The organism is Pseudoxanthomonas winnipegensis (assembly GCF_030322905.1).
GTDB lineage: Bacteria > Pseudomonadota > Gammaproteobacteria > Xanthomonadales > Xanthomonadaceae > Pseudoxanthomonas_A > Pseudoxanthomonas_A winnipegensis.
The window spans coordinates 2,520,542-2,545,321 of the sequence record NZ_CP095475.1; the positions used below are offsets into that span (position 1 = coordinate 2,520,542).

Genomic DNA, 24,780 nt, shown 5'->3' on the forward strand with positions numbered 1-24,780 from the left:
CGCCGCCTCTGGTTTCAGCAAGCAGCTCCTGCAAGGAAGTTGATCTCGCACACAGACGCCGGGCATCGCCCGGCGTTTTCTTTAGGACATGCCCCCAATCCCGGCATGCGCGCCCGGACGACCAGCGCCGGCCCCGCCCCCTGGCCTCTGACCCCCGGCCTCTGCTTCCCTACCGCAACACCCGGAACCTCAGCGTGCTCCACGCGCCGCTGTCGGCCAACGCGGTCAGCGTGTGCTCGCCCGGCTGCTCGAAGCCGTGCTCGAAGCTGCGCGCGCCATGGGTCAGGCCGATCCAGCGCCCGTCGAGCAGCCACTGCACCTCTGTCTCGGTGCCCAGGGCGCGCAGGCGCACGCTGGCCGGCTTGTCGCTGCCCGGCGCACGCGCCAGCGTGGCGCCGTCGTTGAGGCCCTCGATGCGCAGCGCGGCGCTGGCCTCGCGTCCATCCGGCGCGCAGTCCGGCGCCAGTGGCGGCAGCTGGGCGGCGCGGCGTTCGGCCACGCTCAGCCAGGGCGAGGCCAGCGCCGGCCAGCGCGCAATGCTCGCCTCCTGCGCCGCATGCGGCCGGGTGCATTCGGCCGACAGACGCTGGCCGCTGACGGCATCGCGCAGGAAGCGCTCCCGCCCGGCGCGCCAGAGCCGCGCGTCGCGCTCGGCGAAGGTCGGCGGCACGTTGCCGTCCAGCGTCCAGGCCTGCAGCCGGCGCTGGCACAGCTGCGGCGCCTGCGGGTCGGGCGGCAGGCCCAGCGGCCAGCACACCTCGACCTGGGCCACATTGGCCGGCGGCGCCACGGCCGCCGCATCGCCGCGGCCGCGCGGCAGGCTGTCGATCACCTCGAACATCAGCGGCAGCGCGGTCACCGCCCCGTACTGGCCCGGCAGCGGCGTGCCGTCGGGCCGGCCGACCCACACGCCGACCGTGTAGCGGCGCGTGCCGCCGATCGCCCACGCGTCGCGGTAGCCGTAGCTGGTGCCGGTCTTCCAGGCCACGCGCGGGCGGCCGCCGGTGTCGAAGGTGCCCACGCTCTCGTCGGGCCGCGGGTTGTCCTGCAGCACCTGGCGGATGATCCAGGCCGCGCCCGGCGAGAGCAGCCGACGGTCGGACACCGGGTCTTCCGGGCGATAGCGCACGCGCCCGGCCAGCCCGTCGCGGCTGAATGCGGCGAACGCGCCGACCAGGTCCTCCAGGCGCGCGCCGGTGCCGCCCAGGATCATCGCCAGGTTGGGCACCGCCCCGCGCGGGAAGCGCAGCGCGATGCCGCCGTTGGCCAGCCGCGCGGCGAAGCGCGCCGGGCCGACGTGGTCCAGCACGTCCACCGCCGGCACATTGAGCGACAGGCGCAGGGCCTCGGCCGCGCCGACCGGCCCGTTGAAGGCGGCATCGAAGTTTCCCGGCCGGTAGCCGCCGAAGCCCTGCGGCGCGTCGATCAGCAGGCTCTCCGAGTGGACCAGCCCATCGTCCAGCGCCAGCCCGTACAGGAAGGGCTTGAGCGTCGAGCCCGGCGAACGCCACGCCTGCACCATGTCCACGTGGCCCAGGCGCTTGTCGTCGCCGAACTGCACCGAGCCCACGTAGGCGCGCGCCTCCATCGTCGTGTTGTCCACCACCAGCAGCGCCGCCGAGGTGCGCTCGGGCAGGTTGGAGAAATAGGCGGTGACGCGCTGTTCCAGCGTGCGCTGCAGGTCGGCGTCCAGCGTGGAGACGATGCGCGCGGCGCGCGGCTGCTGCTGGTGCAGGCGCTCGGCCAGCAGCGCCGCGCTCAGCGGCGGCTGCAGGGCGCGCGCGACCACCGGTTCGATGCGGGCATCGTCCACCTGCGCCTGGGTCCACACGCCGAGGGCGACCATGCGCGCCAGCACCTTGTCGCGCGCCGCCCGCGCGGCCTGCGGATGGCGGTCCGGACGCAGCCGGCTGGGCGACTGCGGCAGCACCGCCAGCAGCGCGGCCTCGGCATGCGACAGCCGCGCGGCCGGCTTGCCCAGGTAGGCCCAGCTGGCGGCCTCCACACCCTCGATGGTGCCGCCGAACGGGGCGCGCTCCAGATACAGGTCGAGGATCTGCCGCTTGCTCAGGTGCGCCTCCAGCTGCAGGGCCCGCAGCAGCTGCTTGGCCTTGCCCCAGGGTGTGCGCGTGTGCGGGTCGAGGATGCGCGCGACCTGCATGGTGAGCGTCGAGCCGCCCGAGACGATCTGCCCGCGCCGCAGCATCTGCCCGCCCGCGCGCAGCAGCGCCCACGGATTGACGCCCGGATGCCGCCAGAACCAACGGTCCTCGTAGGTCAGCAGCGCCTGCAGGTACAGCGGCGAGACGCCCTCGGGCGAGGCCGGATAGCGCCACACCCCGTCGCGATCGGCGAAGGCCCGCAGCGGCGTGCCGTCGCGCGCCACCACCAGCGTGCTGGTATCGCGCGCCTTGGGCAGCGGCGGCGGGAAGGCGAAGTCCAGGACCAGCAGCGCCGCCAGCACAGCGACGGTCGTCCAGCGCAAGGTCCGCAACCACCCATGCAGGTGCAGGCGTGGTGGCCCGCTCATTCCGGCCCCGGCGGCGCCAGCTGGCGCAGGGCCTGCATCACGGGGCCGACTGGTGCCAGCGCATCGCCTGATCGGCAAAGCCTTGCGGCCAGGCGGAATCCTGGCTCGGCACCGTTGCGACCGGCGAACTCATCCGGCGGACACCCAGTTCTCCAGTCGCAGCCCAGGCACACGTTCGAACTCACGCAGATTGTTGCTGACCAGCACCGCATCCAGCGCCAGCGCATGCGCCGCGATCAATTGATCCATTGCTCCGATCGGTGTGCCCTGACGCTCCAATCCGCTGCGCAGCGCGCCATAACGACGCATGGCGGCTTCATCGAAGGAAAGCACATCCAGCGGTGCCAGAAACTTGTCCAGCGCCTGACGGTTGCGCTGGGATCCGCTCTTGGCCACGCCATAGTCCAACTCGGCGCCGGTGATGCTGGAAATCGCGATCTGCCCGATCTGCAGGCCAGCGAAATGCTCGAACACCCCAGGCGGACGCCGATTGATGATGTAGATGCAGATGTTGGTATCCAGCAGATAGAGCACGCGGCTCATCGCAACCAGTCCTCCCGCACCTGCTGTTCGGGTTGGTCGCGTTGCAGGGCAAAGCCTGGCTCGAACTCTTCGAGTGCCTCACGCATCAACTGCCAGGGCGCCTCCACCGGCAGCAACAACACGCCGTTGCCGAAGCGCCGGGCAATGACTTGATCACCTTCAAAGCGCAAGGCCTTGGGCAGGCGCACGGCCTGACTGCGTCCGGACTGGAACAGTTTTGCGGTCGTGGTCATGGCGATACTCCAGCTAAAGGCTCGATATACACCAATGATAGATATCATGTTCGCGGAGTCAATGGCATGCGCACCGTCCGGAATGGTCTGGCGTGCTGATCGCAGCGATCAACTCACGAACCCCGGCGGTTCAGCACTGCCGCGCTGAACAGGAAGCCTTGCACGCAGGGCGAAGCACCCGTCTGGAATGGGGAGACGCACTAGCGATGTCAAGCGCTCAGCAACGCTCTTGCGATCCCGGAGCATCTGGCGGACCCCTTGGCCGCTCAGCGGAAATCACGCGCGCTCTTGCCCAGGGTGAGTCGCATTCGATCGTCATCTCATAGTCGGTGATGACGAACGCACCGTGTACAAGGACTCGCTTCATGTGGCGATCAGACAGCAGTTGGCGAGCCTGATCATCGCCAAGCATCATCGCCAAGGTTTCCTCACCATTGCTGACATCAATCACGCTGATGCCATAACCCTTGAAATGCGGAAGACGTGCTGCAGAAGGCGCGTCAGGGACAATCAAGTAACTTGGTTCAACCTCGCCGGACTCTCCCGGCTCCCACTCTGCAAGCAGATCTCCCGCTATCCGCTCTTGCCCACTGAAATTGACAGGTTCCCGGGGCCTGATCTCACCCACCACTTTCAGCTGCGAAGTCTTGGGCATGACGAACGCGGGGAGCTTCTCATCGGCTCTTGCGATAAAAGACCCCGCCGCCGCGATCGCCAGCATCAAACCAAGTGCTGGCCGCCGCAGAGGCCTCACGGCTGCACTACCGTGATCGTGGTCGGAGTGGAGGTGCCGACGCCGCGGATGTCGGGGCGGTACATGTCCTCCACCAGCGGCGGCGGCACGGTGTAGGTGCCCGGGGTGACGGCGCGGACCAGGTAGAACACCTTGGCGCCGCTGCCGCCGCGCCCCAGGCGCAGGGCGGCCACGTAGCGGTCGTCGCGGAACTCCTCGTGCTTGACCTCGGCCGCGTCGCCGCGCTCGGTGAGGGTGATGCCATCGACCACCACGTCGGCCCACTGCTTGGCGTCGGACAGGTTGAAATTCTCGATCTCCAGCCCCGCCGGCAGCAGGTCGGTGAGCAGCGCGTCGGGCACCTCGGTGTCGGCGGTGATGCGCAGGCCGACGATCAGCGCCTCGCCCTCCTTCAGCGTGCCGCCCTTCCACTCGCTGCCGTCGGTGGCGTAGTAGCGCCGGGTGACGCCGATCTTCGACCGGTCCTCGGCCGGTGCGGTGCGCGGCACGCCGGCGATCTCCAGGCTGGCGTACAGCGGCGGCTGGCCCTGCGGCGCGAAGCTCACGCCCTTGGCCAGGGTGGCCATGTCGAAGCTGCGCGCGAACAGGCGCAGGTCCTGCACCGTCTCGCTGGCGCCGTCGGCCGACCAGGTGCCGCCGAGCGTCTTGGCCTGCGCATCGCCCAGCAGCGACTTGCCCAGCCGCGCGATGGCGACCTGTTCCTGCGTGCTCAGGTAGAACCAGCGTGCCTTGCGGCGCTCGTCCAGCTCGCGGCCCAGGGCGATCACGCGCGCGTCGTACTCGGGTTTGGACAGCTTGCGCTCGCGCACCAGCGCCAGCATCAGCGCGTCGTCGCGCAGCCGGGTGCCGTAGTCGCCCAGCCACTCCGGCCGGTCGCCGGTCTTGTCGAAGCCCAGCGCGATGGCGCGCGCGCCGCGCTTGGTGTCGCCCTGCAGCGACAGCGCCAGCCCCAGCTGGACCAGCGGCAGGCCGGTCATCGACTTGCCCCGGTCGTTGTCGTACAGCGCCCGCAGCGTGCCCAGCGGCGCACGGCCCACGCGCGCCAGCACGTAGCCGGCATAGGCCTGGTTGGCGAAGCGCAGGTGATCGCGGAAGTTGGACCCGTAGAACTGGTTGCCGCCGGACAGCAGATCCTCGCTGAGGCGGTTCAAGGCCTTCTGCAGCACCGTATCGGGCACGGCGAAGCCGCCTTCGCGCGCGTCGAGGAGGAAGTCGGCCACGTACGGGGTGATGTACGGCACCACGTCGCCATCGTCGCCCCACATCGAGAAGTTGCCGTTGGCCACCTGCATCGAGGCGATGCGGGCGAAGGCGCCCTCCATGCGTTCGCGGCGCTTGGCCGGGTCCAGCCCCTTGGTGCCCAGCAGGTCGGCGGTGGCCTGGTCCATCACCAGGGCGGCGTAGCCCTTGCTGGTGGTCTGCTCGATGCAGCCGTAGGGATACTTGAGCAGATCCTCCAGCGCGGCGGCGAAGGGAATCGGCGGCAGCGCGCTGACCACCATGCGCGCGCGCACCGAATCGGGCATCAGCCCATCGGCGAAGCCCGCGCCCATCGTCACCGGCGCCAGCGGATCGATCACCCGGCTCTCGGTGCGGGTCACGCTGGGCCAGCCGGCGCGCACCGGCAGGTCGAAGCTGCGATCGACCTTGAAGCCGTCGGCCGCGCCGTCCACGCGCACGCGCACCTGCGCGGTCGTATAGCCCTCGCGCGCCTGCAGCGGGAAGCTCAGCGTGGTCTTGGCGCCGTCGGCCAGCGACACGCTGCGGCTGCCCTCGCCGATGGCCAGCGGCCCGGTGCCGTCCACCTGCACGCGGAAGGTCCCCGGCCTGCCGGTGAAGTTCTGCACATCCAGGGTGACCATGCTGCGGTCGCCCGGCGCCAGCACGCGCGGCATGCTGGCCTCGGCCACCACCGGCGCGCGCACCAGGGTCTGGGTGTCGCGGCTGCCGTAGTGGTCGTCCGAGTAGACCAGCGCCGACACGCGCAGGGTGCCGTTGAAGTCGGGCACCTTGAGCAGCACACGTGCGTTGCCCTTGGCGTCCAGCTTCACCGGCCCGGCGAACAGGTCCACGGTCTGCACCTTGGCGGTCGGCCGCCGCGCCTGCGGCAAGGCGCCCAGCGCCATGTCGCCGCCGAAGCGCAGCTTGGCCGTGTCGCCCTCGTAGCTCTCGATGACCCGGCCGTAGACGTCGTAGCTGTCCACGCCCAGGCGGCGCTGGGCGAAGAAGTGCGCGGTGGCGTCGGGCACCGGATAGCGGGTGATGTTGAGGATGCCCACGTCCACCGCCGAGACGGTGACATGCGCGTCCTTGCCTGCCAGCTGCGGCACGCTGACCGTCACCGCCAGGTCCTGGCCAGGCTTCATCTGCTCGGGCGCCTTCAGGCCCACGGCCACGCGCCGCGCGCTGCGGTCCATCGGCACGTGCGCCACGCCGACCGCGCGCGCAGGGGTGATCTTGGACGGCGCGCTGCCGCCGCGGAACACCAGCGCGGTCACATAGACGTCGTGGCGCTCCCAGTCCTGGGTGACCGGGATCTCGAACACACTGCCGGCCTTGGCCTCGATGTTCTTGACGTAGAGCATGTGGTCGGACTCGACCATCAGCACGCCCTTGCCGTCGTGCGGCGGGGTGAGCGTGACCTTCAGCGTGTCGCCGGCGCGGTAGCCGGTCTTGTCCAGCGACAGCTTGACCTTGTCCGGGCGCGCGTCCAGGCCGCGGTTGTCATCGTTCCAGCTCCAGCCGGCGGTGAACGGATAGCGCGTGGTCAGCCCGGTGGCCGGGTCGAACACCTCCAGCCGGTAGCCGCCCCACTCCACCGGGAAGTCCACGCGCACCGCATCGCCGCCGACATCGACGGTCCTGGTGTCGACGTTCTCGAAGCGCTGGGTGTAGTCGAACGACCAGCCGGTGTCCTCGTCATGGGTCCAGTGGTAGTCGCGGCGCTCGCGCACCAGGGTGACCTTCAGGCCCTTGCCCGGCTGGCGCGCGCCGGCGGCGTTGAAGCGGGCGATCTCGAAGCCCGCCGTGCCGTTGGCCGCCGAGCCCTCCTTGTCGTCGAACAGCGGCCGCACGCCGACCAGCACCTCGGCCGGCCACAGCACGCGCTTGAGGGAGCGGTTGACCGTGCGTCCACCGGTCTCGTACACGCTGCCGGTCACGATGGCCGCCACCGGCGTGACCGGCTTGACCTCGTCGGGCAGCGACAAGGTCTCCTCGTAGTGGCCCTTGGCGTCGAACGTGGCATCGACCACGTCCTTGGCCTCCTTGGGCAGCTGCACCGTGGCATCGCCGAAGAACCAGCCCGGCAGCTTGTCCAGCGGATGCTGTTCCACCGCCACGGCCAGCTTGGCGGTGAAGCGGTTGCCGTCGGCCGGCGCGCCGTACAGATAGGCCGCGTCGGCCTTCAGTGCCAAGCTCTGGCCGGGCTTGAGGATCTCCGGCGCGGACAGGTCCAGCTTCATGCGCTCGGGCAGGAACTCCTCGATGCGCAGGGTCATGCCCTGCACCGCCTGCGCGCTGGCCGGGTCGGTGCGGAACTCCACCTGCCAGCGCCCAGTCGGCGCCTCCACCGGGATGGCCTGCTCGAAGGCGAAATAGCCCTGCTCGCCCGGGGTCAGCCGGGTCTCGCGGAAGATCTTGCCGTCGGGCTGCTTCAGGCGCAGGTACAGCGGCTGCCCGGCCTTGACCGGCTTGCCGTCGAAGTCGCGCAGCAGCGCCGACACGCGCACCGTCTCGCCGGGGCGATAGAGGTCGCGGCCGGACCAGGCGAACACGTCGAACCAGGCCTGCTCGCGCCCGGCCACGGCGAATTCGGACAGGTCCAGCGCCGGCTGGTTGAACGGCAGCAGGGTGACGTCCTTGCCGCGGCTGGCCACCAGCACCTGGCCGGCGTTGAGCGTGTACTTGAGCAGCGCGTTGCCGTTGCCGTCGGTCTCGCCCTTGAGCACGGTCTCGCCCTTGGCGTCGAGCACGCGCAGCTGCGCACCGCCGGTGGCGCTGCCGTCGGCCAGCGAGGCGGTGTGGACGAACAGCGTGTCCTTGTAGGCGCGCGCGTGCAGCCCCAGGTCGCTGACGCTGAAGAACGCGGTCTGCAGCTGGTCGGAGTAGCGCCCCACGCGCTTCATCACCGCGAAGTACAGGCCCGGCTCCTGCAGCTGCTTGATGTCCTGCACCGGCAGATAGCTGACCATGCGCTCGTTGGGCTTGCCGCCCAGCACGAAGCGGTTGAGGTAGACCGAATCGGCCAGCTCGCCCAGCGGCTTGTTCTCGCTGTAGTCCTCGTCCAGCGACCAGGCGCCGCGACTGCCGCCGCGCTGGTACTGGGCGAAGAAGCGCGGCAGCTGCGATTCGCGCACGCGCAGGAATTCCACGTCCACTTCCGGCACGTTGATCGACACCACCGGCAGGCCGCGGGTGTCCTTGGCCGGCAGCACGCTGCCCTGCGAGGCGAAGGCCACCGCCGGCTCGATCTGCCCGGTGTGCACGACCTGCTCGACCGCCTTGCCCAGGCTGCCGCCGGCCGCGGCCAGCAGGCCCGCATCGATCTTGACCGTGTAGTCGCGCGCCGCCTCCACCGAAGGGAAGCGCAGGATCCTGGCGTGTTCATCCAGCACCCAGCTGCCGCTGACCACCGCGCCCCTGTCGTCGCTGACGTGGATCAGCTTGTCGAAGTCCTGCGACTCGACCAGCGGCTGGCTGAATTCCAGCGCGATGGCGACCTGGCCCTCGTGCTGGTCGGGATAGGCGTTGACCAGGCCGAAGCCGGCGACGGACCTGGCCTTCTGCGCCTGCACCGCCTCGCCGGACACCGCCGGCAGATCGCCGGTCTTGTTGCGGTCGCAGCCGGTCAGGGCGAGCAGCGCGAAGGCGCCGGCCAGCAGGGCTGCGCGCCAGGGGCGGCGCGACGGTCGCGACCGGATCGAAGAAGGCGCGTCCTGCGCGGTGGCACGTTGCGGCGACAGCGCGCCGTGACCCTGGATACTCTCCATGCAACACCAGTCCCTTCAGCCGGTTTTGCGCGGGAGTATAGAGGGCGCGGATGGAGGCTGGAGGGGCCGCCGTGGGCTTTCTGGGCAATGGGAAGGAAGGGGCTACCGGGAAAACCTCATCGCCGCCATGGCGGCTCCCACCTGTAGAGCGGAGCTTGCTCCGCTGCGTTTCGACCGGATCGTCGGCAAGCCCCAGCGGAGCAAGCTCCGCTCTACAAGGGGCGCGGCTTGATCTGAGAGACAGTTGCTCCCACCGAGCCAGAAGCGAGGGCGGCGGTGCTTGTGCTGCGGGTCCTGCCCGCGCTTGGCCATGGCGCTGCGGGATGCCCATCGCGCCGCCCGAGGACACATGCCGGCGACCAAGATGCAGGTGGGAGCCGCCACGGCGGCGATGAGGCTTTACCGAAACCGCATCATCGTCATTGCCCCCGGAACGAGCCAGCTCCCAAAGACATCAAGCCAGCCCGCGCAAAAGAAAACGGCCGCGCCTGTGCAAGGCGCGGCCGCTCACGATGTCCACACTGGCTGGCCAGCGAGCCGGCGACCCTCGTCACCGGCCCGGCCAGCCGCGCCGGCTCAGCCGGCAGGCGAAGGCGGCGGCGCTTCTGCGCTGGCGTCGGCCGTCACCGCGTCCTCTTCCTCCTCCAGCGAGGCGTCCAGACGCTCGATGGCCTGCAGCTTCTCGCCCTTGGACAGGCGGATCAGGGTCACGCCCTGGGTGTTGCGGCCCACGCAGGAGATCTCGGTCGAGCGCGTCCGCACCAGCGTGCCGCCGTCGGAGATCAGCATCACCTCGTCGGTATTGCCCAGCAGCAGCGCACCGACCAGCTTGCCGTTGCGCTCGTTGGTCTGGATGCCGATCACGCCCTGGGTGCCGCGCCCCTTGCGCGGGTAGTCGGCCAGCGGAGTGCGCTTGCCGTAGCCGTTCTCGGTGGCGGTGAGGATGTAGCAGCCCGATTCGTCCTGGATCGTCTCCAGCACGGTCTCATCATTGGACTCGGCCACCTCGTCGGCCGCCTCGTCCTCCGACTCGGCGCCGGCCCCGGCCGCGCGCTCGGCCACGATCAGGCTGACCACGTCCTCGCCCTTGGCCAGCCTGATGCCGCGCACGCCGGTGGCGGTACGGCCCATGGAGCGCACCGCCTCCTCGCCGAAGCGCACGGCCTTGCCGTTGGAGGCGAACAGCAGCACGTCGCGCTCGCCGTCGGTCAGCGCCACGCCGACCAGCGCATCGCCCTCGTCCAGGTTGATGGCGATCTTGCCGCGCGCCAGGCGGAAGGCGAACTCGGTCAGCGGGGTCTTCTTGACCGTGCCGTTGCGGGTGGCGAAGAACACATAGCGACCCTGCGCGTACTCGCGTACCGGCAGCACCGCCTGCACCTTCTCATCGCCTTCCAGCGGGATCCAGTTGATGATCGGGCGGCCGCGCGCGTTCGGCCCGGCCTCGGGCAGCTGGTGCACGGCCAGCCAGAACACGCGGCCCTTGCTGGTGAAGGTCAGCAGCGTGTCGTGGGTGTTGACCAGCCACAGCTGGTCGATGAAATCCTCGTCCTTGGTCGTCGCCGCGTTGCGGCCGCGGCCGCCGCGCTTCTGCGCGCGGTAGCTGCTGGCCGGCTGGCGCTTGGCATAGCCGGCGTGGCTCAGGGTGACCACCATGTCTTCCGGGGCGATCAGATCCAGGATGTCCAGGTCTTCCTCGCTCTGGCGGATCTCGCTGCGGCGCGCATCGCCGAACTCGGCCTTGACGTTCAGCAGCTCCTCGCGGATGACCTCCTTGAGCACGTCCGGGTTTTCCAGGATGCGGATCAGCCCGGCGATGGTGTCCAGCAGCTGGCGGTACTCCTCGGTGAGCTTTTCCTGCTCCAGCCCGGTCAGGCGGTGCAGGCGCATCTCCAGGATCTGCGTGGCCTGGACCTCGGTCAGCTGGTAGCGGCCGTCGATGAAGCCCACGCCCCTGGGCAGGTCTTCCGGACGCGAGGCCTCGGCGCCGGAGGCGGCCAGCAGCGAACCCACCAGGCCCGGCTCCCAGGTCTTGGCGAGCATGCGTTCGCGCGCCTCGTTCGGGTTGGCCGAGGTCTTGATCAGCTCGATCATCTCATCGATGTTGGCCAGCGCGACGGTCAGGCCTTCGAGGATGTGGGCGCGGGCGCGGGCCTTGCGCAGTTCGAAGATCGTGCGGCGGGTCACCACCTCGCGACGATGGCGCACGAAGGCTTCCAGCATCTGCTTGAGGTTCAGCAGTTGCGGGCGCCCGTCGACCAGGGCGACCATGTTGATGCCGAACACCGATTCCATCGGCGTCTGCGAATACAGGTTGTTGAGGACCACCTCGGCCGATTCGCCGCGCTTGACCTCGATGTAGATGCGCATGCCGTCCTTGTCGGACTCGTCGCGCAGCTCGCTGATGCCTTCGAGCTTCTTCTCCTTGACCAGCTCGGCGATCTTCTCGATCAGCCGCGCCTTGTTCACCTGGTAGGGGATCTCGGTGACGATGATCGCCTCGCGCCCGGTGCGGTCGTCGACCTCGACCTCGGCCTTGGCGCGCATGCGCACGCGGCCGCGGCCGGTGCGGTAGCCGGCGATGATGCCGGCGGTGCCGTTGATGATGCCCGCGGTCGGGAAGTCCGGCCCGGGGATGTAGTCCATCAGCGCATCGATGTCGATCAGCGGGTTGTCGATCAGCGCGATCAGGCCGTCGACCACCTCGGACAGGTTGTGCGGCGGGATGTTGGTCGCCATGCCCACCGCGATGCCGGCCGAGCCGTTGACAAGCAGGTTCGGAAAGCGCGTCGGCATCACCGACGGCTCCAGCTCCTTCTCGTCGTAGTTGGGCACGAAATCGACGGTTTCCTTGTCGATGTCGGCCATCAGCTCGTGGGTCAGGCGCGACATGCGCGCCTCGGTGTAACGCATCGCCGCGGCCGAGTCGCCGTCGACCGAACCGAAGTTGCCCTGCCCGTCCACCAGCAGGTAGCGCAGCGAGAACGGCTGGGCCATGCGCACCAGCGTGTCGTACACCGACTGGTCGCCGTGCGGGTGGTACTTACCGATCACGTCGCCGACGATGCGCGCGGACTTGTAGTACGGCTTGTTGCTGTGCGCGCCCAGTTCGTTCATCGCGTACAACACGCGGCGATGCACCGGCTTCAGGCCGTCCCGGACGTCCGGGAGGGCGCGGCCCACGATCACGCTCATGGCGTAATCGAGGTAGCTCTTGCGCATCTCGTCTTCGAGGTTGACGGGGATGATTTCCTTGGCGAGATCAGCCATTCGAGGTCCGTGCTTGTGTTCGGTACATCGGGCCGAAACAGGCCAGGCCGCCAACGGCGCGGCAGGCTGGTTTCGGAGGGGATTTCAACCTTGAAATTGTAACACGCGCACGCCCCCCGATGCGTACCGGGAAGCGCCAAGAATCAATCACTTGCGCGCGGAAGCGGGCCTTGCGCGCGGGCCTGCGGCGACCGCGCCCAAGGCCTTGCGCGGGGCGCATCGCAAGCCCCCGTCGCGTTCTTCAGCCGAAGGCGGCGCGCATCTTCTCGGTAGTGGGCCGCTCGACCACGCCCTTCTCGGTGACGATGGCATCGATCAGGCTGCCCGGGGTGACGTCGAACACGGGGTTCCAGGCCTTGATGCCCTCGGCCACGGTGCGCACGCCGCCGATGCCATGCAGCTCGCCCGGATCGCGTTCCTCGATCTCGATCAGCTCGCCGCTGGGCGTGTCCATGTCCACGGTCGAGGACGGCGCGACCACCATGAACTTCAGGCCGTGGTGACGCGCGGCGATCGCCAGCTGGTAAGTGCCGATCTTGTTGGCGGTATCGCCGTTGGCGCAGATGCGGTCGGCGCCGACCACCACCCACTGCACCGCGCCGGTCTTCATCAGGTGCGAGGCGGCCGAGTCGGCGATCAGGGTGGCGTCGATGCCGTCCTGCTGCAGCTCCCACACCGTCAGGCGCGCACCCTGCTGCCACGGCCTGGTCTCGTCGGCGAAGACCTTGCCGATGCGGCCCTGCGCCACGCCGGCGCGGATCACGCCCAGCGCGGTGCCGAAGCCGGCGGTGGCCAGCGAGCCGGTGTTGCAATGGGTCAGCACGCCGCTGCCCTCGCCGATCAGCGCCGCGCCCAGCTCGCCCATATGGCGGTTGGCGGCCAGGTCCTCGCTGGCGATGGCCTGCGCCTCGCGCTCCAGCACGGCGCGCCAGTCGGCGCCGGCGGGCTGCAGCGCGCGGCGCATGCGCGCCAGCGCCCAGGCCAAATTGACCGCGGTGGGACGGGCGGCGTTGAGGCGCTGCAGGGCCGGTTCGAGCTTCAGCGCGGCCTCGGCGCCGTCGGACGCCTCGATGGCGCGCCCGGCCAGCACCGTGCCCCAGGCCGCGGCGATGCCGATCGCCGGCGCGCCGCGCACGGCCAGCGCATGGATCGCCGCGGCGACCTCGTCGCTGGTGCTGCAGCTCAGGTGTTCGACCACGAAGGGCAGCTTGCGCTGGTCGAGCAGCTGCAGGGCATCGCCGGTCCACAGCAGGGGCCGGATGCGGTCGTAGCGGGCGTAATCGAAGGTCTCGTTCATCGGCGCATTTTACCCGCGCCGATGTGGCGGTTCATCGAACCCGGAACAGGCCCCGGCATCCGCCATCGACCCACACGCCCTGCGCGTCCCAGCCCCAGGTGCTGCCTTCCTTACAGGCGGTGTCGGAGAGCTGGCGCAGCAGCGTGGCCGGCGGGCTGGTCACCTGCGCATCGCAGCGGCGGCGCTGCTGGTCCTGCGATTCGCAGCGCAGCACCTTGTGGCGCAGGTCGAACTCGCCGCCGTCGTCATCGCCGGCGCCGCTGATGAACTCGCCGCGGCAGCCATGGTCGACCCAGACGCCGAAGCGGCCGTAATCCCAGGTACGGCCCTTGATGCACGGCATGTTGGACACCTGTCGGGTCAGGCGCACGCCGGCCGAGGTGTCCACGTCGCAATACTTCAGGTTCTGGTCCTTGGACTCGCAGCTGAAGTGCTCCACCGGCACCTCGCCCGGTGGCGTGTCGTGGCCGCCGAACATCCAGCCCACGCTGCCGCAGGCGGACAGCATCAAGGCGGCGGTTCCCGGAAGCCCGGCCTGCAGCACACGACGGATGGACACGACATTCCCCTGAGCGATACGCAAGCTTCAACTCCCTGCGAGCACTGCATGCCAGCATAGTGACCTGTTTACGATCCGTGTATGCCTTTGGTGTGTCAGGCCCGTGCGAAATCGAAGGCCAGCACGTCGGCGATGCTCGCCGTCCCCAGCATCGCCATCAGCAACCGGTCGATGCCTACCGCCACGCCGGCGCAGTGTGGCATGAGGGGCAGGGCCTCTAGCAAGAGGCGATCCTGCGGCGGCTGCACCAGACCGCGTTCGGCCCGGCGTCGCTGGTCGCCGGTAAAGCGTGCGCCCTGCTCGGCCGCGTCGCGCAGCTCGTGGTAGCCGTTGGCCAGCTCGACCGCGCCCAGGTACAGCTCGAAGCGCTCGGCCACCGGCGGGTCGCCCGGGCGCAGCCTGGCCAGGGCGGCCTGGCTGGCCGGCCAGTCATGCACGATGGTGATGCAGTCGGCCGCGAACGCCGGCTGCAGGTGGTGGGTGATCAGCAGGTCCAGCCAGTCGTCGCGGGTGAGCCCTTCGCCGTCGATGCGCACCGACACCAGCGGCGCCTGCAGCTGTTCCAGCGTGGCGCTGAACGGGTCCAGCCGCAGGCCGCGCAGGAACAGCTCGCGGTAGGTCAGCTCGTCCACGCGCGCCTGGCGGTCGACCAGGGTCAGCGCCAGGCGCACCAGTTCCACCGTCTCCTGCGCCAGGCGCCGGTGGTCCCAGCCCACGCGGTACCACTCGAGCATGGTGAACTCGGGGTTGTGGCGGCCGCCGGCCTCGCCGTTGCGGAACACGCGGCCCAGTTCGTAGCAGTCGCCGATGCCGGCGGCGAGCAGGCGCTTGAGCGGGTATTCGGGCGAGGTGCGCAGCCAGCGCGTGCGCGCGCCGGCGCTGACATGGCCGCTGAACGCGGTCGTGAAGCTGTCGATGTTGGGCTCGGTGTTGCCGGCCTGGGACAGCACCGGTGTCTCGACCTCCAGCACCTCGCGCTGGGCGAAGAACGCGCGCACCTGGGCGTTGAGCCGGGCGCGCAGGCGCAGCACCTCCGGGCGGGCGCTGGGCTGCCAGCTCACGCGTGCTGGTCCAGGAAGGCGATCAGCCGCGCCTCGTCCCAGACCTCGATGCCCAGGTCCTGGGCCTTGGTCAGCTTGGAACCGGCCTCGCTGCCGGCGACCACGAAGGCGGTCTTCTTCGACACGCTGCCGGCGACCTTGGCGCCCAGCGCCTCGAGCCGGGCGCCGGCCTCGTCGCGGGTCATCGATTCCAGGCTGCCGGTGAGCACCACGGTCTGGCCGGTCAGCGGCCCGGCCTGGATCGCGCTGGCCTGGGGCGTGATCGCGTCCAGGCGCGCCAGGGCCGCGCCGGTGGCCTGCAGCAGGTCGGCGTGGTCGTCCGCGTCGCGCCATTCGACCAGGGCGGCGGCGGTGTCCTTGGGCAGGCCGGCGGCGACCAGCGCGTCCTGGTCGGCCGCGAGGATCTGGGCGACCTGCGGCATCGCCGCGGCCAGCGCGGTGGCGCGGATCCGGGTCAGCTTGGGGATCTCCATATCGACCAGCAGCGTGGCCAGGTCCAGGCCTTCGCGCAGCAGCGCGCTGGGCGGATGGCTGTCGACCATCTCCACCCCGCGCGCCAGCAGGTCGTCGATGGCCTGCTGGTTGCCGGACTGTTCGAAGAAGCGCCCCAGCGCGCGCGCCACCTCGCCACCGATGTCCGGCACGCGCTTGAACACGGGCCAGGGCAGCCTGCGCACCAGCTCCAGATCGCCGAACCACGCCGCCAGCACCTTGGCCGTGCTCTCGCCGACATGCTCGATGCCCAGGGCGAACAGGAAGCGCTCCAGGGTCGTGCGCTTGCTGGCCTCCAGCGCGGCGACCAGGTTCTCGGCCCACTTGGTCGCGATCTTCTTGCGGTTCCAGTCGAAGGCCGGCAGGCCGGCGCGCAGCAGGTCGGCCTGCCAGGTCTCCGGCACTGCATCGCCGTCGCCGCGCACGCGGGCGAGCGTGGCCTCCAGCTTCGCGTACGCGCCGGCGGCCAGATGCTCCCGTGCCTCGCGCAGGAAGCCCTCCGGCGTCTCGGCACCGGTGACCAGGCGCAGCTGCAGCAGCTGATCCAGGTCGAGCGTGTAGAGATCGGCCACGCCCTGGACCACGCCGGCATCGACCAGCACCTCGATGAACTTCTCGCCCAACCCGTCCACGTCCATCGCCCGGCGCGAGACGAAGTGGCGGATGGCCTCCTTGCGCTGGGCCGGGCAGCTCAGCTCGCCCGAGCAGCGCCACACCGCCGCGCCCTCCTCGCGCACGATGTCCGAGCCGCATACCGGGCACCGCGCCGGCATCTGCCAGGGCGCGGTGCCGGCGGGACGGCGCTCGAGGATTACGCTGACCACCTCCGGGATCACGTCGCCGGCGCGGCGCACGATCACCGCATCGCCCACGCGCACGTCCAGGCGCGCGATCTGGTCGGCGTTGTGCAGGGTGGCGTTGGTGACGGTGACCCCGGCCACCTGCACCGGCGCCAGGCGTGCGACCGGCGTGGCCGCGCCGGTGCGACCGATCTGGATCTCGATGTCCTCCACCGTGGTGGCCTGTTCCTGCGCCGGATACTTGTGCGCAAGCGCCCAGCGCGGCGCGCGCGAGACGAAGCCCATCTCGCGCTGGCCGGCCACGTCGTCCAGCTTGTAGACCACCCCGTCGATGTCGAACGGCAGCGAATCGCGCTTTTGCCCGATCTCGCGGTAGTAGCGCAACAGCCCCTCGGCGCCTTCGACCACCTGCGACAGGTCGCTGACCGGGAAGCCCCATTCGCGCAGGCGCTGCAGCGTGCCCGAGTGCGTGTCCGGCAGCGCGCCCTCCTCGACCTCGCCGACGCCGTAGGCATAGAACGCCAGCGGCCGCTGCGCGGTGATGCGCGCATCCAGCTGGCGCAGCGAACCGGCCGCGCCATTGCGCGGATTGGCCAGCACCTTGCCACCATGCAGGCGCGCCTGTTCGTTATAGGCCTCGAACGCCGCCCGCGGCATATATACCTCGCCACGGACTTCCAGGACGCTGGGAATGGGGAATGGAGAATGGGGAATGGCAGAAGCAGCTCCGCTCTTGCCTTTCCCGACTCCCGATTCCCCACTCCCCATTCCCGCCACACGCAACCGCAGCGGAATGGCCCGCACCGTACGCAGATTGGCCGTAACGTCCTCGCCCGTGGTGCCATCACCGCGCGTGGCGCCCTGCACGAACATGCCCTGCTCGTAGCGCAGGCTGATCGCCAGGCCATCGAGCTTGGGCTCGGCCGAGAACTTCAAGGTGCGCCGTCCCAGCCGTTCGGCGATGCGCCGCACGAAGTCCTCCACCTCGGCGTCGTCGAAGGCGTTGCCCAGGGACAGCATCGGCAGCGCGTGGCGCACCTCGGCGAAGCGGCCCGAGGCCACCGCGCCGACGCGCTGGGTCGGCGAATCGGGCGTCACCAGCTCGGGATGGGCGGCCTCCAGCTCGTCCAGCTCGCGCAGCAGGCGGTCGTATTCCGCATCGGGGATGTTGGGCTCATCGAGGACGTGGTAGCGGTAGCTGGCGTCATCCAGCTGCTGGCGCAGTTCGGTCACGCGCGCCTGGGGGGTCTTGGCCGGGCTCATCGGCAAATCTTACGCGAGCGGCATGTCACAGCCTGCGATGTCGATGCACGCCAGGCATGGCGACTTACAAACACTGAACATGACAGGCGTTAGGGTCGGATCTCCCCCGCCGCTGCCCTTGCCCATGCGAACCCCCACGTCCGCACACGGCCGCCCGTCGGCCCTGTTTCTGTTCCCCTCGCTCCTCACCTGCGCCCAGCCGTTCGGCCGCGGGAGCCACGATCCCTGCGCACGCATCGCGCCCCACCGTTCGGGGCCTTGGGCTTGAACGCGCCGGTCGCCCCGCCGCGCGCGGGCAGCCGGATCGAGGCGCTGGATTTCGTCCGCGGCATCTGCCTGCTGGTGATCGCCTTCGACCACACCTCCAGCTTCGCGCGCAAACTGGGCTACGACGGCCGCGAATGGTTCACGCCGACGATGCTGGGGTATTCCTCGGCGGCCGAGCTGTTCCTGTTCGTCTCCGGCGCGCTGATCGGGATCCTGCACACGCGCCCCGGCGTGACCTTCGCCCAGCGCTTCGTGCGCCTCTCGCACCGGGCCGGGCACCTGTACCTGTACAACGCGCTGGCCTTCGTCGCGCTGCTGGCGATCTGCTCGATCATGCTGCCCTCCAGCCTGGAGGCGCTGGGCCTGGCCGACCATGTGCAGCGCCCGGACGACTCGGCCCTGTCCTTCCTGCTGCTGGCCAACAGCCCGCCGCTGCTGGACATCCTGTCGCTGTACGTGGCCTACCTGCTGGTGTCGATCGTGTTCGTGCCGCTGGCCCAGCGCGCCGCGCCGCTGGCCTTCGGCCTGACCCTGGGCCTGTATCTGCTGTGCCAGCTTCCGGCCGCGCGCGCGGCGCTGGGCCTGCACGGCGAGGGCTATGGGCTCAATCCCTTCGCCTGGCAGCTTTGCTTCATGGGCGGCCTGCTGTGCGGGCGGCTGGGCGTCCTGGACCGGCTCGAGCGCTGGATGCAGCGGCCCGCGGCGGCCGTCGCGGTCCTGGGCGCGCTGGCGCTGGCGACGGTGGTCTTCGTCGCCGACCGCAAGCTGGGCCTGAGCGATGCCTGGTGGTGGGACAAGCATCAGCTCGGCCTGCTGCGCATTCCGCACGCTGCGCTGGTGCTGGCCGCCTACTTCTGGCTGTCCGCCGCACTGCGCGATCGGCGGATGCCGCGCCCGGCGCTGGCGCTGGCGCTGCACGAAGTGTTCGCCTCGATGGGCCGCCATTCGCTGGAGGTCTTCACCGCCGGCATCCTGCTCACCTACGCCGCCGCCCTGCTGGTGGGCAGGCTGGACCTGGGCACCTCGGGCTACTTCCTCACCCTGGCCTGCCTGGCCGCGGTGCTGTGGGGCTTTTCCCGCTATCTGGCCTGGCGCCGGCGCGTGTCGCGCCCGCGCACCGCCCAGACGGCGCAGCCGCGATGAGGCGCCGGCGCGATCGCTCGGGGTCGGGAAGGGGCGCTATGCCCACTGGCACAGGTGCAGCAGCACGCCACTGGGATCGTGCAGGAATGTGACCAGGGCGCCATAGGGCTGGTGCTGCGGCGGCTGGACCCGTGCGGCCTGGAACCGACGCTCGCGCACGACGGTCGCGGCGTGCCGGTACCAGCCCATCGCATCCTCGACGGTGACGTGGAGCATGCAGTTCTCCGCGACCTCCCGCCGATAGTAATCCTGCAGGTAGAAATGCTGGGCGTCCCCCAGGCGCACCAGTGCCAGCCCGTTGGACACCTCATGCGTTTCCCACCCCAGGCTCGCATAGAAGCCCTTGCACAGTGCGAAATCGATGCAGGGCACGAAGGGGCGCAGATCGGTGGCCTTGGGCGGCATGGAAGCTTCCAGCATGGACGAGGCGCGGAGCATGCGGCTGGACACGCTCACCCACAACGCCCACGCTCGCCTTTCCGGACAGTTCGCCGCAGATGTCCGGCACGACCCTTGGAGGGACATCGCATGCATCCGGCCACCGACCGCGCAGACCCACGCCCGGAACGAACCCGCGACGCGCTGCGCGGTGCCCTGATCGCGCTGACCATGGAACGACGCTATGCCGAGATCCGGCTGGACGATGTCCTGCGCGTCGCAGGCATTGGCCGGTCCACGTTCTACGAGCACTTCAGGGACAAGGACGCCCTGCTGATCAGCTGCATGGAGCCGGCGCTCGCCTGCCTGTCCGCCCTCCCGTTCGATGCGGACGGCCTGCGTGGCGCAACGCTGTGGCTGGAACATGTGTGGGCGATGCGTGGCCGGGCGGGCGCGCTGTTCCAGGGTGTCGCGCTGCGCAGATTCAGGCGCGCGCTGATCCTGCGCATGGCGTCACGGATCGCGCTTGCGGGAACGCCGCTGCATCTGCCGCAGCCCCTGGCGGCCTGCGCGCTGGCCGACACGGTGTTGTCGCCGGTGCTGGCCTGGATCCGCGGCGAGGCCTGGTGTCCGGCCGATCAGCTGGCCAGCGGCTTGCAGAGCGCGTGCCGAGCGCTGCTTGCGGGCATGAGCGCTGGCGAAAGCGTGTCGACGGCGCCGGCACACGTCGCCTGCTAAGGCCGCCGACTCGCTCCTTTCGTGGAGGAGGCCGAGCACCTACCAGCGCGGCGCCTTGCTCAGCGGCGGGGCCTCGTGCTGGCGGTCGTAGCCGCGCAGCTCCTCGCGGATGTGCTGGATGCGCTGGCGGCCCAGCGCGTTGCGACTGTCGTCCAGGACCACGCCGTCGAGCAGTTCGGCCATGCGCTGCACGTTGGGCAGCATCATCTCCCAGGCGTCCAGCGCGGTCATCGGCGCTGGCAGGGTCAGGAAGAAGGCGATGGCCGGGGTTTCCAGCTCGCGGATGGCGGCCATGTCGAAGCTGCCGGGCTGCATGATGTTGGCCATGCTGAACACCGGACCGCGCTCGGGGTGATGCTCGATCAGGCGGTGGAACACGTTCATGTGGCCGAAGGTCAGGCCGGTCTTCTCCGCGGCCACCACGATGTCCTCGCCGCGCAGCATCTGGCCCGACTTGGCCGCCACGTACAGCGAGATGATCTTGTCGAAGTCCGAGCCCGGACGCTTGCCCAGGTCGCTCTCGCCGGCGCCGGGATCGGCCAGGCCCAGGTCGGGCTGGCTGACGCCCTCGCCGCTGTAGTCCGGATCGGCCGGATCGCCACCCAGGCTGGGCTCGACCCGCGCCGCATCGCCACGCTCGCCGGATTCCACGCGGCGCCCCTGCGGCGCCTTCTTGGGTCGGCCGAAGATCACCATCGCGATGATGAGGATCACGCCCACCACGGCAATGCCGATCCTCAGCATCATCACGTCCGACATGGGCTGGGGCTCCTTCTCAAAAACTGGCCGGATGGTGCCACGGCTGGTGCTTCAGGGCCAGAAGCGAGCGCGCAGGAGTGAGAAGTGAGTGGAAGCGCGAGTACCGCGCCTGCTTGCTCACTCCTCACGCCTCCACACTCACTCCTGCCTTCAGGCCGCGCCTGCCAGGCGCGAGGCTTCGGCCAGATCGACCGACACCAGGCGCGAAACGCCCGGCTCGCGCATGGTCACGCCGGAGAGCTGATCGGCCGCTTCCATCGTCGCCTTGTTGTGGCTGACGAACAGGAACTGCACCTTCTCGCTCATCTCCTTGACCATGTTGGCCAGGCGGCCGACGTTGGCCTCGTCCAGCGGCGCGTCGACCTCGTCGAGCAGGCAGAACGGCGCGGGATTGAGCTGGAAGATGGCGAACACCAGCGCCACCGCGGTCATCGCCTTCTCGCCGCCGGACAGCAGCGAGATGCTGGACACACGCTTGCCCGGCGGGCGCGCCATGATCGACACGCCGGTGTCGAGCAGGTCGTCGCCGGTCAGCTCCAGATAGGCATGGCCGCCGCCGAACAGGCGCGGGTACAGCGCCTGCACGCCGGAGTTGACCCGGTCGAAGGTCTCCTTGAAGCGGCCGCGCGTCTCGCGGTCGATCTTGCGGATGGCCTCCTCCAGCGTTTCCAGCGCGGCGGTGAGGTCGGCGTTCTGCGATTCGAGGTATTCGCTGCGCGTGCTGGCCTCGCCGTACTCGTGGATGGCCGCCAGATTGACCGGCTCCAGGCGGCGCATCTTGTAGTCCAGCTGCTGCACCGCGGCTTCCCACTCGGCCGGGTCGGCGATCTCGGGCAGCGTCTCGATCACCGCCTGCAGCACGAAGCCGGCCTGCTCCACCGCGGTGGACAGCTGTTCGGCCTTGAGCACCAGCGCCTGCTGGTCCAGGCGGCGCTGGGCGATGGCCTCGCGCTGGGCCAGGGCCTGCTCGTCGCGCTTCTGCCGGGTCTGCTCGTACTGGCGCAGGCCGTTGTCGATGCCGTCCAGCGCGGTGCGCGCCTCGGCCAGCACGCGCTCGACGCGCACGCGCTCGTGCAGGGCGTTCTCGCGCTGGGCCTCCAGCTCGGACACCGGATCCTCGCCGCCGTTGAGCTGGGCGGTGATCTCGCCCAGGCGCGAATCGAGCTGGCCGCGCTGGCCGCCCATGCGCTCCAGCGCCTGGGTCAACGAGGCGATCTGAGTGCGCTGGGATTCCAGGGTCAGGGCCAGCGCGTGGGTCGCCTCGCGCGTGGTGCGGGCCGCCTCGCGGGCGGCATCGCGCGCGGCGGTCAGGGCGCGGCGCTCGGCGTCCAGCTGCTGGCGCGCGTCCTCCTGGTCGGCCATGCGGGTGACCGCGTCCTCCAGGCGGGCGCGGGCCTCGGCGGCCTGGTCGCGGGCCTGTTCCAGCGCGTCGGACAGCTGCGCCAGCTCGCCATCGATGCGCTCGATGCGGGTGCGCGCGGCGTCCAGCCGGCCCTGCTGGCCCTGCAGCTGGCCGGCCAGTTCGGACACGGCGCGGTGGGCCTGGTAGAGGCTGCGCTGGGCTTCCTCGCGCGCCTGTTCGCCGGCCAGGGCGACCTCGCGCAGCTCGGCCAGGTCCTGCTCGGCCTGCGCCTCCTGCGCCTGCAGCTGGTCGATCTGCTCGCGCAGGGTCTGGATCTCGCGCTCGCGCAGCAGGGCGCCCTGCCTGGACGCGCTGGAGCGCTGCACGTGCACCCAGCCCTGGCCCAGGCGCTCGCCGCCGCGGGTGACGATGGCATCGCCGGCCGGCAGGGTCGGCAGCAGGCTACGCGCCTGGGCGAGGTCCTCGGCCGCGTGCAGGCGGGCCAGCAGGCGGCGCACGGCCAGGGGCCCGCGCACCTTGGCCGCCAGCGAGGTCGGCGCGAAGCTCTCCTCGCCTTCCTGCGGCGAGACCAGCGCGATGCGGCCCTCGTCCAGGTCGGCCAGCGCCTCGACCAGCGACTCGGGCGACTGCACCAGCACGCCTTCGATCAGCCGCCCCAGCGCGCCTTCGACCGCGTTCTCCCAGCCGGCCTCGACGGTGAGCGACTCGCCCACGCGGGTCGCCGAATCCAGCCCGCGCGCCCGCAGCCAGGCCAGCGCGGCGCCCTGCTCCTGGCCCAGCGCGGCCTGCTGCAGGGTCTCCAGCGAGGACAGCCGGCCGCGCGCGGCCTGGGCGTCCTTGCGCACCTGGGCCAGTTGCGCCTGCAGCGCCTGCTGGCGCTCTGCCACGCCGGAGACGGCCTGCTTGTGCTGCTCGACGGTCTCGTTGAGCTCGTCCAGGGAGGCCTTCTTGACCTCGTACTGCTCGAACAGCGCCTCGTAGGCGGCCGACAGCGCCTCCAGGTCCAGCCCGGCGCGCTCGGCGGTCAGCGCCTCGCGCCGGCGCTCGGATTCCAGCGACTGCCGGTCCAGATAGTCCACGCGGGTGCGTTCGACCTCGCCGGCCCGCGAGGACTCGGCGGTGGCGCGGTTGTGGGCCTCCCAGCGCTGCTGCCAGTCGGCCAGCTTCGCCTCGGCCTCGCGCAGGGCGTCCTGGCGCATGACGTCGTCCTCGCGCAGCTGCTCCAGCTGCGGCTCGGCCTCTTCCACCGCCTCGCGCAGCACGTCCAGGCGCGCGCTGTCGCTCTCGATGTGCGTGCCCAGCTCGGCCAGCTGCGCCTGGGCCTCGGCCTGGGCCTTGACCAGGCGCGTGGACAGGTCGCGCTGATGCTGGATCTGCTGTTCGATGCGGGCCAGCGTGCTGCCGACCTGGTAGACATCGGCCTGGGCACGGCCCAGCGCCTCGACCGCCTCGTCGCGGCGCACGCGGTCGCCCTCGATCTGGGCCTCGGCCTCGCGCTGCTCGGCGATCAGCTGCTGCAGGCGGGTCTCCTCGACCGAGAGACCCTCGCGCAGGCCGCGCAGCTGGCCGTCCAGGCCGCGATATTCCAGCGCCTTCCACTGCGCGTCTTTGATCCGGCGCTCTTCCTGGTAGGCCTGGTACTGCTCGGCCTGGCGCGCCTGGCGCTTGAGGTGCTCGAGCTGCTTGTCCACTTCCTCGCGCAGGTCGGACAGGCGCTCGAGGTTCTCGCGGGTGTGGCGGATGCGGGTCTCGGTCTCCTTGCGGCGCTCCTTGTACTTGGAGATGCCGGCGGCCTCCTCCAGGTACACGCGCAGGTCCTCGGGGCGGGCCTCGATGATCTGGCTGATCATGCCCTGCTCGATGATCGAGTAGCTGCGCGGCCCCAGGCCTGTGCCGAGGAACAGGTCGGTGATGTCGCGCCGGCGGCACTTGGTGCCGTTGAGGTAGTAGTTGCTCTGCCCGTCGCGGCTGACGGTGCGCTTGACCGAGATCTCGTTGAACGCGGCGAATTCGCCGGAGATGGTGTGGTCGGCGTTGTCGAAGATCAGCTCGACCGTGGCCTGCGCCACCGGCTTGCGCGCCGCCGAGCCGGAGAAGATCACGTCGGTCAGCGAGTCGCCGCGCAGGCGGCTGGCCGAGCTCTCGCCCATCACCCAGCGCACCGCGTCGATGATGTTGGACTTGCCGCACCCGTTGGGGCCGACCACGCCGGTCATGTTGGTCGGCAGGTGCAGCGTGGTGGGATCGACGAAGGATTTGAAGCCGGACAGCTTGATCGTGGACAGGCGCATGCGTCGCGTCGCGTTGGCGGCGCGCGGGCCCTCTCAAAGGGGGGGAGA

The 24,780-nt window shown here is 70.2% G+C and carries 15 protein-coding genes; 2 read left to right on the forward strand and 13 right to left on the reverse strand.

Annotation, left to right across the window (positions count from 1 at the left end; all coding sequences use genetic code 11):
* Positions 1-169: 169 nt before the first annotated feature.
* The 10 genes from pbpC to ligA all read right to left on the reverse strand — a co-directional run bounded on the left by pbpC (position 170) and on the right by ligA (position 17,793).
* Complete coding sequence (gene pbpC / locus MWN52_RS11280; protein ID WP_286574710.1) at positions 170-2,530, reverse strand: penicillin-binding protein 1C; 2,361 nt, start codon at positions 2,528-2,530, stop codon at positions 170-172.
* A 129-nt stretch (positions 2,531-2,659) separates the two neighbouring features.
* Positions 2,660-3,073 carry a type II toxin-antitoxin system tRNA(fMet)-specific endonuclease VapC gene (gene vapC / locus MWN52_RS11285; protein ID WP_286574711.1) on the reverse strand — a complete coding sequence of 138 codons (414 nt, stop codon included), beginning with the start codon at positions 3,071-3,073 and terminating at the stop codon, positions 2,660-2,662.
* Positions 3,070-3,306 carry an antitoxin gene (locus tag MWN52_RS11290; protein WP_286574712.1) on the reverse strand — a complete coding sequence of 79 codons (237 nt, stop codon included), beginning with the start codon at positions 3,304-3,306 and terminating at the stop codon, positions 3,070-3,072. The genes vapC and MWN52_RS11290 overlap by 4 nt, the downstream gene beginning before the upstream one ends.
* 217 nt (positions 3,307-3,523) lie before the next feature.
* On the reverse strand, positions 3,524-4,027 hold the full coding sequence (locus MWN52_RS11295) for a hypothetical protein (RefSeq protein WP_286574713.1): 504 nt from the start codon (positions 4,025-4,027) through the stop codon (positions 3,524-3,526).
* A 29-nt stretch (positions 4,028-4,056) separates the two neighbouring features.
* A complete protein-coding gene (locus MWN52_RS11300; RefSeq protein WP_286574714.1) occupies positions 4,057-9,051 on the reverse strand; it encodes an alpha-2-macroglobulin family protein in 4,995 nt (1,664 codons plus the stop codon).
* A 576-nt stretch (positions 9,052-9,627) separates the two neighbouring features.
* On the reverse strand, positions 9,628-12,321 hold the full coding sequence (gyrA, locus tag MWN52_RS11305) for a DNA gyrase subunit A (protein ID WP_286574715.1): 2,694 nt from the start codon (positions 12,319-12,321) through the stop codon (positions 9,628-9,630).
* 241 nt (positions 12,322-12,562) lie between these two features.
* Positions 12,563-13,618 carry an S-methyl-5-thioribose-1-phosphate isomerase gene (gene mtnA, locus MWN52_RS11310; RefSeq protein ID WP_286574716.1) on the reverse strand — a complete coding sequence of 352 codons (1,056 nt, stop codon included), beginning with the start codon at positions 13,616-13,618 and terminating at the stop codon, positions 12,563-12,565.
* Positions 13,619-13,649: 31 nt separating this feature from the next.
* Complete coding sequence (locus MWN52_RS11315; RefSeq protein ID WP_130522793.1) at positions 13,650-14,177, reverse strand: DUF3011 domain-containing protein; 528 nt, start codon at positions 14,175-14,177, stop codon at positions 13,650-13,652.
* 95 nt (positions 14,178-14,272) lie between these two features.
* Positions 14,273-15,238 carry an EF-P lysine aminoacylase EpmA gene (gene epmA / locus MWN52_RS11320; RefSeq protein ID WP_286574717.1) on the reverse strand — a complete coding sequence of 322 codons (966 nt, stop codon included), beginning with the start codon at positions 15,236-15,238 and terminating at the stop codon, positions 14,273-14,275.
* Positions 15,235-17,793, reverse strand: coding sequence for an NAD-dependent DNA ligase LigA (gene ligA / locus MWN52_RS11325; protein ID WP_286574718.1), 2,559 nt, complete (start codon positions 17,791-17,793; stop codon positions 15,235-15,237). Before ligA ends, epmA begins: the two co-directional genes overlap by 4 nt.
* A 264-nt stretch (positions 17,794-18,057) precedes the next feature.
* On the opposite strand from ligA, the gene opgC reads away from it, so the two are divergent.
* The gene (gene opgC, locus MWN52_RS11330; RefSeq protein WP_286574719.1) at positions 18,058-19,203 is read left to right on the forward strand and encodes an OpgC domain-containing protein; all 1,146 of its coding nucleotides are present in this window, start codon (positions 18,058-18,060) and stop codon (positions 19,201-19,203) included.
* A 36-nt stretch (positions 19,204-19,239) separates the two neighbouring features.
* On the opposite strand, the gene MWN52_RS11335 is transcribed toward opgC, so the two are convergent.
* Positions 19,240-19,608 carry a VOC family protein gene (locus MWN52_RS11335; protein ID WP_286574720.1) on the reverse strand — a complete coding sequence of 123 codons (369 nt, stop codon included), beginning with the start codon at positions 19,606-19,608 and terminating at the stop codon, positions 19,240-19,242.
* A gap of 123 nt (positions 19,609-19,731) precedes the next feature.
* Between MWN52_RS11335 and MWN52_RS11340 the strand changes: the two genes are divergently transcribed.
* The gene (locus MWN52_RS11340) at positions 19,732-20,319 is read left to right on the forward strand and encodes a TetR/AcrR family transcriptional regulator (protein WP_286574721.1); all 588 of its coding nucleotides are present in this window, start codon (positions 19,732-19,734) and stop codon (positions 20,317-20,319) included.
* Between the two features lie 39 nt (positions 20,320-20,358).
* On the opposite strand, the gene zipA is transcribed toward MWN52_RS11340, so the two are convergent.
* Positions 20,359-21,078 (reverse strand): cell division protein ZipA, encoded by a 720-nt coding sequence (gene zipA, locus MWN52_RS11345; RefSeq protein ID WP_286574722.1) that lies wholly within the window; start codon positions 21,076-21,078, stop codon positions 20,359-20,361.
* Positions 21,079-21,228: 150 nt separating this feature from the next.
* Positions 21,229-24,732 carry a chromosome segregation protein SMC gene (gene smc / locus MWN52_RS11350; protein ID WP_286574723.1) on the reverse strand — a complete coding sequence of 1,168 codons (3,504 nt, stop codon included), beginning with the start codon at positions 24,730-24,732 and terminating at the stop codon, positions 21,229-21,231.
* Positions 24,733-24,780: the final 48 nt, after the last annotated feature.